Genomic DNA, 17,034 nt, shown 5'->3' with positions numbered 1-17,034 from the left:
TTATAGTAAGCGCTTCCACACTTCGAGAAGGCTTATTTCAAATATTTATGACCTCATGTTGACAAGTAGACCTCAAAACCTAGAGAGCAGATGAGCAGTTTATATACAGATCGCCCCGGGTAAATGTGCTGTAGAATGTTTATTTTTTGAGATCTGCAATAGGAAAAGGGGGAGCAGACATGAGTGATGATCAAAACAAACGAGTCAATGAACACTCAAAAGACGAGCAGCTCGAACAGTACAGGGTTGATAATAGCGGAAAGAAAATGACGACAAACCAAGGCGTACGGGTGTCTGAGGACGAACATTCGTTAAAAGCCGGAGTTCGCGGCCCGACGTTGATGGAGGATTTTCACTTTCGGGAGAAGATGACCCATTTTGACCATGAGAGAATCCCTGAACGGATCGTGCACGCGCGCGGGTATGGCGTGCATGGCTTTTTTCAGGTTTACGAGCCGATGACAGAATTCACCCGGGCGAAATTTCTTCAGGACCCTTCGGTGAAGACACCGGTATTTGTCCGGTTTTCAACAGTTGCGGGCTCCAAAGGCTCCGCTGACACGGTGCGTGACGCCAGAGGCTTTGCGACGAAATTCTATACCGAAGAAGGAAACTATGATCTAGTAGGCAATAATATCCCGGTGTTCTTTATTCAGGATGCGATCAAGTTCCCGGATTTGGTGCATGCGTTTAAGCCTGAGCCGCACAATGAAATGCCCCAGGCCGCGACAGCTCATGATACGTTTTGGGACTTTGTCGCCAATAATCCAGAGTCTGCTCACATGGTGATGTGGACGATGTCTGACAGAGGCATTCCCCGCAGCTACCGGATGATGGAGGGCTTTGGCGTTCACACGTTCCGTTTTGTGAACGAACAAGGAAAGGCGCGTTTCGTGAAATTCCATTGGAAGCCGGTGCTCGGCGTACATTCTCTCGTATGGGATGAAGCGCAGAAAATTGCCGGAAAAGACCCTGATTTCCACCGCCGCGACCTGTGGGAAACGATTGAAAACGGCGGCGTTGTTGAATATGAGCTAGGCGTGCAGATGATAGATGAAGAAGATGAATTCAACTTTGATTTTGATATTCTTGATCCGACGAAGCTTTGGCCGGAAGAGCTTGTACCGGTGAAGATCATTGGGAAAATGACGCTGAACCGCAACCAGGATAATGTGTTTGCGGAAACAGAACAAGTCGCGTTCCACCCGGGAAATGTCGTGCCGGGCATCGACTTCACAAATGACCCGCTGCTGCAGGGACGGCTTTTCTCTTATACGGATACACAGCTGATCCGTCTTGGCGGCCCGAACTTCCACGAGATTCCGATTAACCGCCCGGTATGTCCGTTCCATAACAACCAGTACGACGGTTATCACCGGATGACCATCAACAAGGGGCCGGTCGCTTATCATAAAAACTCTCTGCAGAACAATGACCCGTCTCCTGCGTCAGCCGAAGAAGGCGGTTACGTCCACTATCAGGAGAAAGTAGAAGGCAGAAAAATCCGCCAGCGGAGCGACAGTTTCAATAATTACTACTCACAGGCAAAACTGTTCTGGAACAGCATGTCTCCTGTGGAGAAACAGCACATCATTTCTGCTTTCTGCTTCGAGGTCGGGAAGGTCAAAAGTAAAGACGTACAGCGGCAGGTCGTTGATGTCTTCAGCAATGTCGATGCAGATTTAGCAGAAGAAATCGCCAAAGGAGTAGGCGTGGCGCCGCCGGCGAAACGCAAAGCATCAAAAGAAATCCTTACCTCACCTGCGTTAAGCCAAGCCCGTACAGTGAAAACAGCGTCAACGAGAAAAGTCGCGGTTCTCGCCGGCAATGGTTTTGATGAAAAAGAACTGCAAACAGTGCTGGATGCCTTAAAACAAGAAGGGATCACAGCGGATATCATCAGTCAAGCGCTGGGGTACATCACAAGCGGCGCCGGACAGCAGCTTGAGGTCAGCGGCACATTCCTGACGGTTGATTCTGTTCTGTATGATGCCGTTTATGCCGCAGGAGGACCTGAATTAAAAGAAGATAAACAAGCGATGGCGTTTATCAGAGAAGCCTACAATCACTATAAGGCGGTCGGCGCGGCAAACGAAGGAGTTGACCTCCTCAAATCGGCTGTCGGCACAACAGAGGGGCCGGGCGTTGTGTCAGCAAAAGACGAAGATGGTTACACCGGCTTCAGCAAAGCGTTTATCGAAGCGGTTGCCGCCCACCGCCATTGGGATAGACGAATTTGATTCGCTCCTGTATCTTAGAGGAAGATACTTTTCATAAGGAGCATGACATATGAACGAAAAACAGCTCGCAGAGGCTTACGAGCGCGACGAAAATATGATGATATTAGTGTTCGCCCAATGGTGTGTGAACCATGATCTTGATCCGTTGGAGCTATATGCCAAAGCATATCCGCAGCAAAAGCTGAATGAAAGCTTGAAAAAAACAGTGGAAGAACTGATTGTGCCGAAGAACGAGTCAGAACATATACCTGACCAGACCGTCATCGCGGTGTTGGAGATGTTTGGGAATATTGATTTGGCACAAGCGGTTCACGAAGTGATTGCCGGGCGTAAATAGTAAAAAAGAGACAATTTATTGTCTCTTTTTTATTGGGAAAATCGAGCAGATAGACCTAGAAACTTCTTTTCACCTCATCAGTCTATAAAAGTGTGCGTTGCAGAAAAAAGGGAATGATAAACAAAGAACATCGAAAAGGGGAGATTGTATGAAATGGAACAAAATGATGAAATGCGCGGTAGCTGCTGCTGTTTTGCTTTTTAGTGTATTTGCATATGCGGCCCCATCTTTACAAGCGGTTCAAGCGAAAACGCCGACTGTCAGCAGCCATACGTACAAAAAGATCAAGGAATTAAAGTATCCTCAGGTTCATCACATCGGGAATGCCGCATTTGAAAAGAACATCAATCAAGAGCTGAAAGCCTATATTGAACAATCGTATCAGGAATACCTGAAAAACAAAAAAGCAGGCGAACAGCAGGGCTTCAACGCGGAATATCAAACATCCTTCAGCGTCAAATATAATGCGGCGGGCAAGCTCAGCATTCAAACGCTCAATTATATCTATTCAGGCGGCGCCCATGGTTTAACGTCTGTTCAGTCCTTCAACTATGACTTGAAAACACAAAAGCGGGTGACACTGAATCAGATTCTGAATACCAAAACAAAAGTCAGCAAAACGAAAGATTACTTATACAGCTACATCAAAAAACATGACACGCTGTTTTTTCCTGATGTAAAGAAAGAGGATATTACCCTTAACCAAGACACAACGTTTTACTTTACGAAAAACGGAATCGCCATCGTCTTCGGCCAGTATGACTTAGGACCATATGCAGCCGGAATCCGTGATGTACAGGTGCCTTCCTCTATTTATCAATAATCAAAAGAGCCATATCCTTAAAAGGGATATGGCTCCATTTTTCTACCACACAAACAGGCCGACAATCGCAGCACTTAGTAAAGATACCGCAATTCCGCTGACGAGCAGCTTCCACACGTTTCTCCCAATCACGGTTGATTTTTCGCCGTCAAGGATCGAGTTATACGTTCCGTAAATCATGCCGACAGTACTGAAGTTGGCAAATGACGTCAGGAATGTCGTCGCTACCGCAACTGTGTGAGGCGGCAGTGTTTTCAGATTGTTTTTCAAGTCAAGCATCGCAACAAACTCGTTCGTCGCCAATTTCATTCCCATCAGCTGCGCGACATACATCGCATCGTGTACCGGCAGCCCAAGCAGGAATGCGAACGGACTGAAGAGATAAGCAAAAATCGTCTGGATGGTCAGGCCGTGTACGAAAACACCAAGAATGCCATTGACTGCTGACGTTAACGCCACATATCCAATCACCATTGCCAAAATAACGATCACCATGTTCATGCCGACAAGCATACTGTTAGAAATCGTAGAGAAAAAGTCTTTTTTCTCTTCTTTAGGCGGTGTATAGATGATGTCTTCATCCTCCGGCACATGAACAGGATTCAGCAGGTTTGCGATAATCAGCGCGTTTAAGCAATTTAAAGGAATCGCTGTAAACACGTATGTCGCCGGAACCATTGACAGGTAAGATCCAATAATGGAGCCGCTGATGCTGCTCATGCTCATTAAGCCGAATGTGAGCAGGCGGTTGTTGTTTAATACTGTGAGCTGCTGGCGAATGACTGCCAGAGCTTCTGTATTTCCCAAGAACATCATTTGAATAGAGAAAAAGCTTTCTAATTTCGGCAAGCGGGAAGCCTTTGAGATCACCCAGCCGATTTTATCGATCAGCCAAGGCAAAATGCCGAAATATGTTAAGATGTCAAAGAATGTGACGATGAAAATAATTGGAAGAAGTGCGCTGAAGAAAAAGTCTACCGTTTCATTTGCCATCACAGAAGGGAAGGCAAACGCGATCCCGTCACTGGCACAAGCAATCAGCCAAGTGAAGAAATTTCCAATTTGTCCGATGGCCCAGCTGCCAATTTTTGTCCCCAGCATAAACCACGTAATCAAAAGCTCCAGAACAATTAACGTAATGATTGGACGCCACTGGATTTTCTTTTTCTGCGGGGAGCATAGGAACACAACTGCCATAATCACAATGAGACCGACAAGGTTTAATAAAAAGTACATGATAGCAACTCCTATGAGGTTTATTATGGAAATGAAAAAAGCCCTTATCCTTCACAAATTCTGGAAGTGCAGAAAGTGTGAAAAATAAGAGCAAACAGAAAAGAACTTGTCCTTTTCAACTCGTTCAAATTTATTCAAACTTTCTTGTAGTCTAGTTTTTTACGGTTACTAGGTAGAAACAATCAGACCATATTACTGATTATATACAAGAATGTCTTTTTTCTAAGATGATAGCAGTATTTTATCCTTTCACTTTTTGAAAATCAACCTTTTTAACTATTTTCAAAATAATAAATTTATATTTCGAAGTCGAGAAAATAAAGGAAAATCATATTGGATTGCTATGCTGAAATTGTGATCAGAAATGAAGCATTTCATCATCACAGGCACGTCAAGAGGAATAGGTGATGAAATGAATACATGCTGACCATCGGCTGGTGAGGAGTTCGGGCAGCCGCCTGTCGTTGAGAATCTGGTTCCTATTTCTGGATGATTGATGTATCATAATAGCGGGGAAACCCTCTATGCAGCAAAAAGGAGTTCTTTTTTATGATTATTCAATTCATTCGTTATAGATAATGACAGGTATAGACGACTTTCCAGACCTGGCCAAAAAGTTAGATAGGTCCAGGTTTATTTGTCTATGCCTTTTTCATTTATTTAAAAAACGAATGAATGAGGTGTTTTTTGTGTCAAACATAAAGAAGCATGCTGCTTATATGAATCAATTTGTCTCTCAATTTCGATGCCCGATTTGTGATTCTTCTATGAAAGTCACATCATGGAAAAGTTTGATTTGTTTAACGAGCGGGCACACGTTTGATATATCCCGGCATGGGTACGTGAATTTCCTGACAAAGCCGGTCAAAAGCAGCTATCGGGCGGGGCTTTTCGAAGCAAGAAGCCGGCTGATGGCAGAGTATCATTTTTTTGCACCGCTTCATCAGGCAATAGCTGACTTGATCAGTGACCGGAAGTTTGAAAAAGAGACGTTAACCATTTTAGACTGCGGATGCGGTGAGGGGACCCATCTGAAAGCGGTTTGCGATCTGCTTCAAGAGAAGAAAACAGTTCACGGAATTGGGATTGATATTGCCAAGGATGGCATTTTACGGGCTTCAAAAAATAGTGGCGGAAAGCTGTGGGCCGTAGCCGATGTAGCTAATGCGCCCTTTCAAGACCGGCAATTTGATGTGATTCTATCGATTTTCTCACCTTCAAATTATGCAGAGTTTCACAGACTGCTGAAAAAAGATGGTTTGGTTATAAAGGTTGTTCCTCAAAAGGATTATTTAACAGAACTAAGGCGAGTTTTATACGCAGATTCAGATAGACAAACCTATTCCAATACCCCTGCAATTGAGCGCTTTACAACACATTTTCAGCTCGATCATCTGATGAGGCTGCGCTATATCAAAACGCTTCATCAGCAAGGCATAGAATGGCTTCTGAACATGACACCGTTAGCCTGGTCCGCATCGGCTGAAAACATCAACCAGTTTAGAAAAATGGAATCGGCTCAGCTGACAGTTGATGTCGATGTATTAATCGGAACGATATGAGTGATAGAGGAAAGCTCCCAAAAAAGGAGCTTTCCTTTCTTGTTTTCCGCAAAAACGGAAATTTCCACCGGATTGGAATAGTTATCTCGCATTTTCCGTAAATATGGAAAGGGAAAGGCTTGAAATGGTGTTCTGGCAACTGGCACAGAACTTGCATGAGAAATGACGGAAAGGGAGGGGATATTTTGTAAACGCTTTCCTTTTCTCAGACAAGCGGAAAAGAGGGATGTTTGTGGACATTATGATTATTCTTTTGGCTTTGGGTTTGCTGATGTTTGTCGCCTATCGGGGATTTTCAGTCATTTTGTTTGCTCCGATTTGCGCCTTATTTGCTGTGCTGCTGACAGATCCAAGCTTTGTGCTTCCTTTTTTCTCAACCATATTTATGGAAAAGATGGCGGGGTTTATTAAGCTGTACTTTCCAGTATTTCTGCTTGGCGCCATTTTCGGAAAGGTTGTCGAGATGTCCGGCTTGGCGGCTTCCATTGCGAAGACTATTGTCAGACTGGTCGGTGCGAAACGAGCAACACTCGCTATCGTATTGATGAGCGCCATTTTAACGTACAGCGGAGTCAGCCTGTTTGTTGTCGTCTTTGCTGTATACCCCTTTGCGAAAAATATGTTCAAAGAAGCTGACATCCCGAAGCGCCTCATACCGGGAACGATTGCTCTCGGGGCATTTACCTTTACAATGGATGCACTGCCGGGTACACCGCAAATCCAAAATGTGATTCCTACGACGTTTTTCAAAACAGACATTTACGCCGCCCCTTGGCTTGGTATGATCGGTGCGGTGTTTGTGCTGGCTGCGGGTATGCTCTACTTGGAATCGAGGCGCAAAAAAGCAGAGAAATCGGGCGAAGGTTACGCCGGTTTTCAATCGGAGATTTCTGCCGCGCGTGAGCCATCTGATCTTGCCCCGGAACAAAGCCGGCCGGTCTTAGAGTCTGACACCAGTAAGGTCCGGCACGCACTCGCTTTTGTTCCTCTTATTCTCGTTGGTGTGATGAATAAATGTTTCACCACGTTCCTTCCCAAATGGTATCCGAATGAATTTGATTTTTCCGCCATAGGATTGGGAGAGTTCGGGAAACTTGATATCTCCTCCGCGGTTGCCATTTGGTCAGTGGAGCTGGCCCTCCTGATCGGAATCATCGCAACCATTCTGTTTGATTGGAGAAAAGTGTTTGGACAGCTAAAGGAAGGGCTGAATGAAGGGATCGGCGGCGCTTTGCTTGCATCGATGAATACAGGCGCCGAGTATGGTTTCGGCGGCATCATTGCTGCGCTGCCGGGGTTTCATAAGCTGAGCAGCGGCATTTCACATACGTTTACGGATCCGCTTGTAAACGGAGCTGTGACGACAACAACGCTGGCAGGGATCACCGGATCGGCCTCAGGGGGAATGGGAATCGCGTTAAGCGCGATGTCTGATCAATATTTGAAAGCGATTCAGATCTATCACATACCGCCTGAAGTGATGCACCGGGTCATTTCGATGGCGTCAGGAGGCATGGATACGCTTCCGCATAATGGGGCGGTGATCACCCTGCTGGCTGTGACGGGTCTGACCCATCGCCAATCGTATCGGGATATTTTTGCGATTACTCTCATCAAAACCGCCGCCGTATTTGTGATTATCGCGATTTACAGTTTGACGGGCCTTGTATAGGACAAAACGAAAGGGGAATCAGATATGGGAAAAGTGCTGTCATCGAGTAAGGAAGCCGCAGAACTCATTCGGGAGGGGGATACACTGATCGCGGGCGGATTCGGCCTGTGCGGAATACCCGAGCAGCTCATTCTGGCGATAAGGGATAAAGGGGTAAAGGATTTAACCGTCGTCAGCAATAATTGCGGAGTTGATGATTGGGGGCTCGGCCTGCTGCTGGCAAACAAGCAAATCAAAAAAATGATCGCCTCCTACGTCGGCGAAAACAAAATTTTTGAAAAGCAATTTTTAAGCGGAGAATTGGAAGTGGAATTGGTTCCCCAAGGGACACTCGCTGAAAGAATCCGAGCAGGAGGAGCAGGCATACCGGGATTTTATACAGCCACAGGCGTCGGAACCACCATCGCTGACGGGAAAGAGCATAAAACCTTTGACGGACGCACATATGTGTTAGAAAAAGGAATTACTGGGGACGTCGCCATTGTAAAAGCGTGGAAAGCGGACACCATGGGAAATTTAGTTTTCCGGAAAACGGCAAGAAACTTCAATCCGGTTGCCGCCATGGCGGGAAAGATCACAATTGCTGAGGCAGAAGAAATTGTTGAGGCGGGAGAGCTTGATCCCGACCACATCCACACGCCTGGTATTTACGTACAGCATGTTGTGCTCGGCACACATGAAAAGCGGATTGAAAAACGAACCGTTCAGCAAGCGAAGGGAAAGGAGGCGGCACAATGAAGGAAGCCAGAAAACGAATGGTCAAACGTGCTGTAAAGGAAATAAAAGACGGTATGAACGTCAATCTTGGCATAGGGATGCCGACACTTGTCGCAAATGAGATACCGGAGGGCGTGCATGTGATGCTTCAATCAGAAAACGGTTTGCTCGGGATCGGCCCGTATCCGCTGGAAGGAACGGAAGACCCGGATCTGATAAATGCGGGGAAAGAAACGATCACCGCCGTAACAGGCGCATCCTATTTTGACAGCGCGGAATCCTTTGCGATGATACGAGGCGGGCATATCGACCTGGCCATCCTTGGGGGCATGGAGGTTTCTGAGCAAGGGGATTTGGCGAACTGGATGATTCCGGGGAAAATGGTGAAGGGAATGGGCGGCGCTATGGACTTGGTCAACGGGGCTAAGCGAATCGTTGTCATCATGGAGCACGTCAATAAACATGGGGAATCGAAGGTGAAAAAACAATGCTCCCTCCCGCTGACAGGACAGAAAGTCGTTCATCGGCTGATTACTGATCTGGCTGTTTTTGATTTTGATAACGGGCATATGACACTGACTGAGCTCCAGGACGGCGTCACGCTGGAAGAGGTATATGAGAAAACTGAAGCTGACTTCGCCGTGAGCCAGTCAGTCATTCGGCAAAAATCTTGAGCGGGAAGGTGTATGACATGAAAAAACAAGTCGCTCTTGTGACAGGCGCAGCCGGGGGAATCGGATTTGAAATCGCAAAGGAATTCGCCCGGGAAGGCGCCGATGTCATTATCTCAGATCTAAATCCAAAAGCGTGCGATGAGGCCGCCGCCAAGCTGAACGAGAAAGGCTTTAGCGCCACGGGCATTCCATGTGACGTGACAAAGGAAGAGCAAATCGCTGATATCGTCCATACTATCAAGACCCGATACGGACGTTTGGATACTTTGGTGAATAACGCAGGCATGCAGCATGTCGCGCCGATTGAAGAGTTTCCGACAGAACGGTTTGAACAGCTTATTCGCGTCATGCTGACCGCGCCATTCATCGCAATGAAACATGTCTTTCCCCTTATGAAAAAACAGCAGTTCGGCAGGATCATCAATATCGCGTCTGTGAACGGACTGGTGGGGTTTGCGGGAAAAGCCGCTTATAACAGCGCAAAGCATGGCGTCATTGGGCTGACAAAGGTGGGGGCGCTGGAAGGCGCGCCCCACGGGATTACGGTGAATGCACTCTGCCCGGGATATGTGGACACACAGCTTGTCCGCAATCAGCTCAGTGATCTTTCTAAAACAAGACATGTTCCCTATGAATCGGTTCTGGAAGAGGTGATTTTTCCGCTTGTGCCGCAAAAACGTCTTCTCTCGGTTAAAGAAATTGCTGATTATGCCGTCTTTTTGGCGAGTGAAAAGGCGAAAGGCGTCACAGGGCAGGCGGTCGTGCTGGATGGAGGCTACACAGCTCAATAATAGATTCTTGTATTCATAGGAGGCTCTCGTTTATCATAAGGTTGAAAGCGATTACAAAATGTGACGGGAGCGACAGGGAGATGAAACATTCTATTAAAGAATTACCCTTTGAATGGCTGGATGAAATCATCAACCTTGCGGCGGAATGTATTGTTGTGGTTGATCATGAGGGGAAAATTCTCTATATCAACCCGGCGTACTGTGACTTTCTTAAAAAAACAGGGGAAGAAGCGATAGGAAAACCCGTTCAGGACGTGATTGAAAACTCGAGAATGCACATCGTGGCAAAGACGGGGCGGACAGAGGCTGCCGCTATTCATCCGATTAACGGCAGCGAAATGATCGCCAACCGGTATCCGCTCTATGTGAACCGGCAGCTTGTAGGAGCGGTCGGAACCGTTATGTTCCGCAATCCGCAGGAATGGATGGATTATTCAAGAAAAATTAAACCACTCCTCAATGAACTCAATTACTACAAAAATAGATACGAAAAAGAGCTTTTCAGTAAATACCACTTTGGCGACTTGATCGGAAACAGCTCTCTCTTTATGGAAGCGAAACGGCTGGCTGAACGGGTATCTGACAGCCAATCGGCCGTTTTGCTTTTAGGAGAATCAGGCACGGGAAAAGAGCTGTTTGCCCACGCCATCCATCAGAACAGCCGCCGCAGGTATGCTCCCTTTCTGCGCGTCAACTGCGCCTCGATCCCAGAGCATTTGTTTGAATCAGAAATGTTCGGATACGAAGACGGCGCTTTTACGGGGGCAAAAAAAGGCGGGAAAAAAGGAAAATTCGAACTTGCGCATCAAGGAACCATTTTCCTTGATGAGGTAGGTGATATGCCGCTGCATATGCAAAGCAAAATCCTTCGCGTACTGCAGGAGAAAGAGATAGAGCGGATCGGCGGAAGAAGCCCGATCCCAATAGATGTACGAGTGATTGCGGCGACACACCGAAACCTCGAAGAAATGGTACGGGAAGGAGACTTCCGGCAAGACCTCTATTACCGACTGAATGTGATCAAAATTCAAATCCCGTCCCTAAGAGAGCGCATAGAGGATGTTGTGCCGATCGCGGGGCTTCTATTAAAAAAACTTGAACGGAAATTTGGCTTTGATGGCTTGGAGCTTTCTAAAGAAGCAATTGCAGTGCTTCAGAGCTATTCTTGGCCGGGAAACATACGAGAATTGGAAAATGTCTTAGAACGGGCTGTCAACGTCCTCGACGGCAAACGAATCGAACCGAAACACCTGAATCTGGCTCCTGAAGATCAACCCATCCAAAGAACAATCAAAATCCGGGAATATCAATCTATACGTCCATTAAAAGAGACAATCGCTGAGGCGGAAAAAAACGCGATCATCGAGGCGCTTGCCGCAGCAGACGGCAATAAAATAAAGGCAGCAAAGCTATTAGGCATAGGAAAAACAAGCTTATATGAAAAATGCAAAGCCTATCAAATTGAGCAGGCATAAAAAAACACACTTGCCCCGCCCGGGAATCAAGTGTGTTTTTCTGTTCCTTATTTCCAAACATCGTTAGCGATCTCAACAACATGGCGCAGCTTCGCCCATTGCTGTTCCTCGGTCAGCTTGTTGCCTTCCTCAGTCGAAGCGAATCCGCATTGCGGGCTCAGGCACAACTGATCTAGGCTGACATAACGGGAAGCCTCCTCGATACGGCGTTTCACGTCGTCCGGATGTTCAAGCTCACCGAATTTAGATGTCACTAAGCCTAGGACAAGCTGAAGATCAGAGCGTTTCACATAACGGAGCGGTTCGAATCCGCCTGAGCGTGAATCATCATACTCTAAGAAAAGCCCGTCCAGATTCAAGCCGTTAAAAATGGTTTCCGCCGCCGCATCATAACCGCCTTCAGCTGTCCAAGTGGACTGGAAGTTGCCGCGGCAAATATGCATGGTAATGGTCATATCATCCGGACGGTCGGCAATTGCGTCATTGATTGACTTCGCAAACAGCTGGCGAAGCTCGTCAGGCGTTGTTCCGAATGCTTCCACTTGTTTCAAGCCTTTTTCAGATAAGAAAACAGCCCATGCCGTATCATCAAGCTGGAGGTAGCGGCAGCCTCTGTCATAAAACGCTTGAATCGCTTTTTTATACGCTTTTGATACATCATGCTGGAAAAGAGCATAATCGTTTTTGTATGCATCCTTTTCCAATCTGCCGCGGAAAAAGAGCATATTCGGACTTGGAATTGTCATTTTTGGCGTTGCATCACCAGCGATGCCATGTAAAAATGAGTAATCTTCGAGCATTGGGTGATTTGAGAAATCAATATCGCCTGTTACTTTGATGCCGCGTGCTTTTGTCTGCACATTATGGAACTGGATACCCTGTTCAGGTATAAACGGCTCAACGCCATCCAGATTTTCAAGGAAATCAAAATGCCACCACGCTCTGCGGAATTCCCCGTCTGTCACGACGTTCAGGCCGGTTTCTTTTTGTTTTTCCACAATGCGGATGATTTCATCGTTTTCAATCTGGCGAAGCTGTTCGGCAGTGATTTCGCCGGCCGCCTTTTTCAGCCGCGCTTTTTTGACGGGCTCAGATCTCAGCAGGCTTCCGACTTGATCCGCGCGAAACGGCGTTTTTTTTCTCTGAAGCGATTGTTTTTGTTCTGCGGGTGTTGTTTGCTGTGACATGTGTTCATTCCTTCTTTCCATTCGAATATAAAAAAGCTCTTCCTTTGGATAAGGAAGAGCTTGCGTGAACAATCTCAACCTTATCTTCAAGAGCAAAAATCTGCTCTAAAGGATTTAGCACCATTCTGTTAAACAGCGGTTGCCGGGTATCGCAGGGCCAGTCCCTCCACCTCTCTTGATAAGGAAAACCTTTTTATGAAATTTTCTGATAGTATCTATTATTCACACATTTCTCTTTTCTGTCAATGATAGATTATTTCCACACATCATTGGCAATGTCGGCCACATGACGGAGCTTCGCCCACTGCTGCTCCTCAGTCAAAAGGTTTCCTTCTTCTGTTGAAGCGAAACCGCACTGCGGGCTCAAGCAAAGCTGATCTAAGCTGACAAAGCGCGCAGCTTCGCTGATTCGGCGTTTGACATCCTCTGGGTCCTCAAGCTCTCCATATTTGGATGTAATCAAGCCTAAGACAATTTGCAGATCCTTGCGTTTGACAAAGCGAAGCGGGTCAAAGTTTCCGGAGCGGTCATCATCGTATTCCAGGAACAAGCCGTCAAGGTCTAAACCGTCAAGAATCGTTTCCGCTACAGCGTCATAGCCTCCTGATGCGGCCCAAGTCGAGCGGAAGTTGCCGCGGCAGATATGCATCGTGACCGTTAAGTCGTCAGGACGGTCCGCCACTGCATCGTTAATCGTTTTGGCAAACAACGCAGGCAATGTTTCCGGATCACCGCCGAGGGCACGGACAACCTCTCTGCCTTTTTCTTCAAAGAAGAGAGACCATGACGTATCATCGAGCTGAAGATAGCGGCAGCCCGCATCATAGAAAGCGTTAATCGCTTTTTTGTACGCCTGGGCCAGATCATGAAAATATTCCTCCTGATCGGAATACACGCCTTGATCAGCTTTTTCACCGAAAAACAGCATATTTGGACTCGGAATCGTCAGCTTTGGTGTCGCGTCACCGGCAATCTCATGTAAAAATTGATAATCGGCAAGCGTTGGATGGCTCGTAAAATCAAGTTTTCCCGTCACTCTGATGCTGCGTGCTTTTGTTTTCGCGTTATGGAACTGAATTCCTTCAGCGGGGATGAACGCTTCCACTCCGTCGAGCCCTTCCAGGAAATCGTAATGCCACCAAGAACGGCGGAACTCTCCGTCGGTTACGACGTTTAGGCCGATTTCCTTTTGCTTTTCGACAATGCGGGTGATTTCTTTATTTTCAATATCACGAAGCTGTTCTGCCGTGATCCCGCCTGCCGCTTGTTTTTGCCGCGCCTCTTTTACTGGGGCGGATCGTAATAAACTGCCGACATGATCGGCGCGGAAAGGAGCTTTCTTCTGTTTTTCTGATTTATGTGAAGCAAGGTTTACTTGTTGAGCCATATCATTCGCCTCTTTTCTAAAATGTTTGCTGCATGAAAAAAGCTCTTCCTTTGTGTAAGGAAGAGCTTGAATGATCAAATCTCTGCCTCATCTGCAAGAACGCGATGTTCTTAAGGATTTAGCACCATTCTGTATAAAACAGCGGTTGCCGGGTATCATAGGGCCAGTCCCTCCACCTCTCTTGATAAGGTATAACTTCATATTTACATATTAATTATCTTAATATTATTACTTTTGGATCAACTGTCAATGCTTTTTAGAAAATACTTTCATCTTCATCGTTATATAAAACCATATCAAGCACGATAGCGATGGCAGTGCAAATCAGAACATCTTCCTCGTTTGCAATCTGCAAGTGATAGGAATCACCCCAGCTGAGCCACTTCTTGCTCACTGACATCCGGACATTTTCTCCGTCCGTCAGCTGGAATTCATCCCTCCATAAGTCACCATCGATTTCCCAGTTAAGGCCGGAAATCACAAATTTCGGTTTGAAAAACGTTACTTTCTTCGTTACCTCACAAACCGTTTTCCCACCAATTGAAATCTCGTATCGCGGCAAAAATGACATCACTTTTTGCTCAATGGAAACGAGCGTTTTTCCGGATGAATCTGTCAATTGCAATGAGTCCCCTAACGAAAAGAACCGCCCTTCGACCTTGAATCTCTCTTGTTCATCACGGTCATAAATGTGAAATGCATCTTTAAGCGAGAACATTTTTTGTTTCATAAATAAATCGATCATTGCTGAAGTCTCCTTTTGGATTTGCCTTATATGAAATTACGGATAGAGGATAAAAAGGTTTCAGGCTCTATCTCAACACAATTTTAAAAGGCTGCATCATTCAGCAGCCTTTTCGTTTGAAATATAGAATTAGGAAAGATGCATCCGGCGTTTTTGGCGGATGGCGTCAAGGTCGATTAGGTTATTATGATGAGGAACGGGTGCAGGAAGAGGGCTTGTCTTTTGCGGTTTTCGTCTATTGTCTTTGCTGAATGAAAAGAGAAGATAGCCACATAATGCGATGATAATAAATAGGATCATTTTACATACCTCCCAAAAAAAGTTTTGGTATTCTCTATTGTACGGATAAAACGTCTAAAAGTATTCAAAAAATTCTAAATCCAATAATAATAAATGTGTGTTCCTCAAAAATTCTTTTCGCCCATGACCTGAAAATAGTCTTACATTAAGCTGGTGTTTTTCCTTTTGATTGGTTCTATAGTTACTATCGACGTTAAAATGAATTCCTTTATATAACTTTTAACCTAAATTTCTGTAATTCAAATTAACTATATATGGATAATGTGTTCTTCTTTGTTTGATGTATACCCTATTTTGAGGAATTGAACACAAAAAACCCAAACTACGGAGCATTTGGGCGGGAATTTGGACTGGTTGGCTGATTTGAGGGGAGTCCGGCGAAGGGTCAGAAAAAGCGTTTGAACATTCTTCTTATTTTTTTAAATGGATTTGATCGTTTTGTTTGCATTTTGAGCGGGCGGGAAATCATCCATTTTTTGAACAGGCTTTTTGCGGCAATTGTGTTCTTCATCTTTGCATTTCCTCCTCATCCGTTGATAGTTGTTTTACGGACAGAGCTTTTAAAATGTTTCATTTTCACGCAAAAAAACCAGTCCTTTTTTGGACTGGTTTCTCAGCTTACGCCTGTTCTTCAAACAGCTTTGCAATCTCAACGATGACATTTACGGCTTTGACCATGTTGTCGGCTGAGATGTATTCAAATTTGCCGTGAAAGTTTTCTCCGCCGGTAAAGATGTTCGGCGTTGGGAGTCCCATATAGGAAAGCTGCGAACCGTCCGTGCCGCCGCGGATCGGAGAGATTTTCGGTTCGATGCCGAGGTTTTCCATCGCTTGTTTGGCAGTATTGACGATTTCGATGACAGGCTCAATTTTTTCCCTCATGTTGTAGTATTGATCGTTCATATCAAGCTGAATGCGATATTGTCCGTATTCGTTCTGGAGCTCTTCAATGATGCGCTGCATGGTTTCTTTTCTGTTTTGGAAGATGTTTTTGTCAAAGTCTCTGATAATGTAGTGGAGCTTGGTCTCTTCTACATCTCCCTGAATGGAAAGCAGGTGATAGAAGCCTTCGTAGCCCTCTGTATATTCAGGTGCCTCATCTGCCGGCAGCATGCTGTTCAGCTTCATTGCGATCTTCGCAGAGTTGACCATTTTGCCCTTTGCCGTGCCGGGATGTACATTGTTGCCTTTGATCGTGATTTTCGCCGCGGCTGCATTGAAGCTTTCATATTCAAGCTCACCGAGCGGGCCGCCGTCAACCGTATAGGCAAAGGAGGCATTGAATCGCCCAACATCAAATTTGTGCGGGCCTCTGCCGATTTCTTCATCAGGTGTAAATGCAACTCTGATGGTGCCGTGCTTGATTTCAGGATGTTTGATGAGATAATCCATGGCTGTCATGATTTCGGCGATGCCAGCCTTATTGTCAGCGCCGAGAAGGGTTGTACCGTCTGTGGTGATCAGGGTGTGGCCTTTGTAGCCCGACAGTTCAGGGAATTGATCAGGCGATAGGATGACCTGCAGCTTTTCGTTGAGCGTGATGTCTTTTCCATCGTAGCTTTCAACGATTTGCGGATTTACATTTTTGCCGGTAAAGTCTGTGGCGGTGTCGACGTGGGCGAGAAAGCCGATCGTCGGCACGTCTTTGTCAGTGTTGGAAGGAAGGGTCGCCATGACATAGCCGTTTTCATCAATGGCTGCATCCTGCATGCCGATTGACTTCAATTCATCGACAAGCATGTTTCCTAACGTCAATTGGCCGGGTGTGGAAGGGCAAGTGTCGACGGATTCATCGGACTGTGTGTCGACCTTTACGTATGTAGTAAACCGTTCAATGATTTCTTCTTTCATTTCCAATCATCTCCTTTGTTTTATTCTACCATGCCGG

General features: G+C 46.0%; 15 protein-coding genes, 1 pseudogene and 3 riboswitches. Of the genes and pseudogenes, 9 read left to right on the top strand and 7 right to left on the bottom strand.

Annotated features, from left to right (window positions below):
* Nucleotides 1–179: 179 nt before the first annotated feature.
* The 3 genes from LNN34_RS20085 (at nucleotide 180) to LNN34_RS20075 (ending at nucleotide 3,400) form a co-directional block, all read left to right on the top strand.
* Entirely contained in the window at nucleotides 180–2,240 is a 2,061-nt protein-coding gene (locus LNN34_RS20085) for a catalase (RefSeq protein WP_229044354.1), read from the top strand.
* 49 nt (nucleotides 2,241–2,289) lie between these two features.
* On the top strand, nucleotides 2,290–2,577 hold the full coding sequence (locus LNN34_RS20080) for a hypothetical protein (RefSeq protein ID WP_044160029.1): 288 nt from the start codon (nucleotides 2,290–2,292) through the stop codon (nucleotides 2,575–2,577).
* A 148-nt stretch (nucleotides 2,578–2,725) separates the two neighbouring features.
* Nucleotides 2,726–3,400, top strand: coding sequence for a DUF3298 and DUF4163 domain-containing protein (locus LNN34_RS20075; protein WP_044160028.1), 675 nt, complete (start codon nucleotides 2,726–2,728; stop codon nucleotides 3,398–3,400).
* Between the two features lie 42 nt (nucleotides 3,401–3,442).
* Here LNN34_RS20075 and LNN34_RS20070 read toward each other — a convergent pair whose 3' ends face one another.
* Nucleotides 3,443–4,636, bottom strand: coding sequence for a NupC/NupG family nucleoside CNT transporter (locus LNN34_RS20070; RefSeq protein WP_095712686.1), 1,194 nt, complete (start codon nucleotides 4,634–4,636; stop codon nucleotides 3,443–3,445).
* A 127-nt stretch (nucleotides 4,637–4,763) separates the two neighbouring features.
* Nucleotides 4,764–4,865: riboswitch (purine riboswitch) on the bottom strand.
* A gap of 490 nt (nucleotides 4,866–5,355) precedes the next feature.
* Between LNN34_RS20070 and LNN34_RS20065 the strand changes: the two genes are divergently transcribed.
* From LNN34_RS20065 to LNN34_RS20040, 6 genes are all read left to right on the top strand, one after another.
* Nucleotides 5,356–6,198: a methyltransferase domain-containing protein gene (locus LNN34_RS20065; RefSeq protein ID WP_229044490.1), complete on the top strand. Its 843-nt coding sequence runs from the start codon at nucleotides 5,356–5,358 to the stop codon at nucleotides 6,196–6,198.
* 232 nt (nucleotides 6,199–6,430) lie between these two features.
* Nucleotides 6,431–7,870 carry a GntP family permease gene (locus LNN34_RS20060; RefSeq protein ID WP_229044352.1) on the top strand — a complete coding sequence of 480 codons (1,440 nt, stop codon included), beginning with the start codon at nucleotides 6,431–6,433 and terminating at the stop codon, nucleotides 7,868–7,870.
* Nucleotides 7,871–7,894: 24 nt separating this feature from the next.
* Nucleotides 7,895–8,608 (top strand): CoA transferase subunit A, encoded by a 714-nt coding sequence (locus LNN34_RS20055; RefSeq protein WP_044160025.1) that lies wholly within the window; start codon nucleotides 7,895–7,897, stop codon nucleotides 8,606–8,608.
* A complete protein-coding gene (locus tag LNN34_RS20050; protein WP_024123370.1) occupies nucleotides 8,605–9,261 on the top strand; it encodes a CoA transferase subunit B in 657 nt (218 codons plus the stop codon). The genes LNN34_RS20055 and LNN34_RS20050 overlap by 4 nt, the downstream gene beginning before the upstream one ends.
* A 17-nt stretch (nucleotides 9,262–9,278) precedes the next feature.
* A complete protein-coding gene (locus LNN34_RS20045) occupies nucleotides 9,279–10,052 on the top strand; it encodes a 3-hydroxybutyrate dehydrogenase (protein WP_229044350.1) in 774 nt (257 codons plus the stop codon).
* A gap of 80 nt (nucleotides 10,053–10,132) precedes the next feature.
* Complete coding sequence (locus LNN34_RS20040) at nucleotides 10,133–11,527, top strand: sigma-54 interaction domain-containing protein (protein ID WP_229044348.1); 1,395 nt, start codon at nucleotides 10,133–10,135, stop codon at nucleotides 11,525–11,527.
* 47 nt (nucleotides 11,528–11,574) lie between these two features.
* On the opposite strand, the gene LNN34_RS20035 is transcribed toward LNN34_RS20040, so the two are convergent.
* From LNN34_RS20035 to pepT, 6 genes and pseudogenes are all read right to left on the bottom strand, one after another.
* Nucleotides 11,575–12,714 carry a 5-methyltetrahydropteroyltriglutamate--homocysteine S-methyltransferase gene (locus LNN34_RS20035; RefSeq protein WP_229044346.1) on the bottom strand — a complete coding sequence of 380 codons (1,140 nt, stop codon included), beginning with the start codon at nucleotides 12,712–12,714 and terminating at the stop codon, nucleotides 11,575–11,577.
* 77 nt (nucleotides 12,715–12,791) lie between these two features.
* Nucleotides 12,792–12,899, bottom strand: a riboswitch (SAM riboswitch).
* A 68-nt stretch (nucleotides 12,900–12,967) separates the two neighbouring features.
* On the bottom strand, nucleotides 12,968–14,101 hold the full coding sequence (locus LNN34_RS20030; protein WP_229044344.1) for a 5-methyltetrahydropteroyltriglutamate--homocysteine S-methyltransferase: 1,134 nt from the start codon (nucleotides 14,099–14,101) through the stop codon (nucleotides 12,968–12,970).
* Between the two features lie 84 nt (nucleotides 14,102–14,185).
* Nucleotides 14,186–14,292: riboswitch (SAM riboswitch) on the bottom strand.
* 65 nt (nucleotides 14,293–14,357) lie between these two features.
* On the bottom strand, nucleotides 14,358–14,846 hold the full coding sequence (locus LNN34_RS20025) for an LURP-one-related/scramblase family protein (RefSeq protein WP_044160021.1): 489 nt from the start codon (nucleotides 14,844–14,846) through the stop codon (nucleotides 14,358–14,360).
* Between the two features lie 129 nt (nucleotides 14,847–14,975).
* A pseudogene (locus LNN34_RS20020) lies at nucleotides 14,976–15,254 on the bottom strand (hypothetical protein).
* Between the two features lie 277 nt (nucleotides 15,255–15,531).
* Entirely contained in the window at nucleotides 15,532–15,657 is a 126-nt protein-coding gene (locus LNN34_RS21970; RefSeq protein ID WP_010332428.1) for a hypothetical protein, read from the bottom strand.
* 107 nt (nucleotides 15,658–15,764) lie between these two features.
* Nucleotides 15,765–16,997: a peptidase T gene (pepT, locus tag LNN34_RS20015; RefSeq protein ID WP_229044342.1), complete on the bottom strand. Its 1,233-nt coding sequence runs from the start codon at nucleotides 16,995–16,997 to the stop codon at nucleotides 15,765–15,767.
* Between the last annotated feature and the right edge of the window lie 37 nt (nucleotides 16,998–17,034).

The organism is Bacillus sp. AF23, assembly GCF_020861455.1.
Taxonomy (GTDB): domain Bacteria; phylum Bacillota; class Bacilli; order Bacillales; family Bacillaceae; genus Bacillus; species Bacillus halotolerans.
The sequence above is the reverse complement of the archived record's forward strand: the minus strand, read 5'-3'. Positions and strand labels throughout refer to the sequence as shown.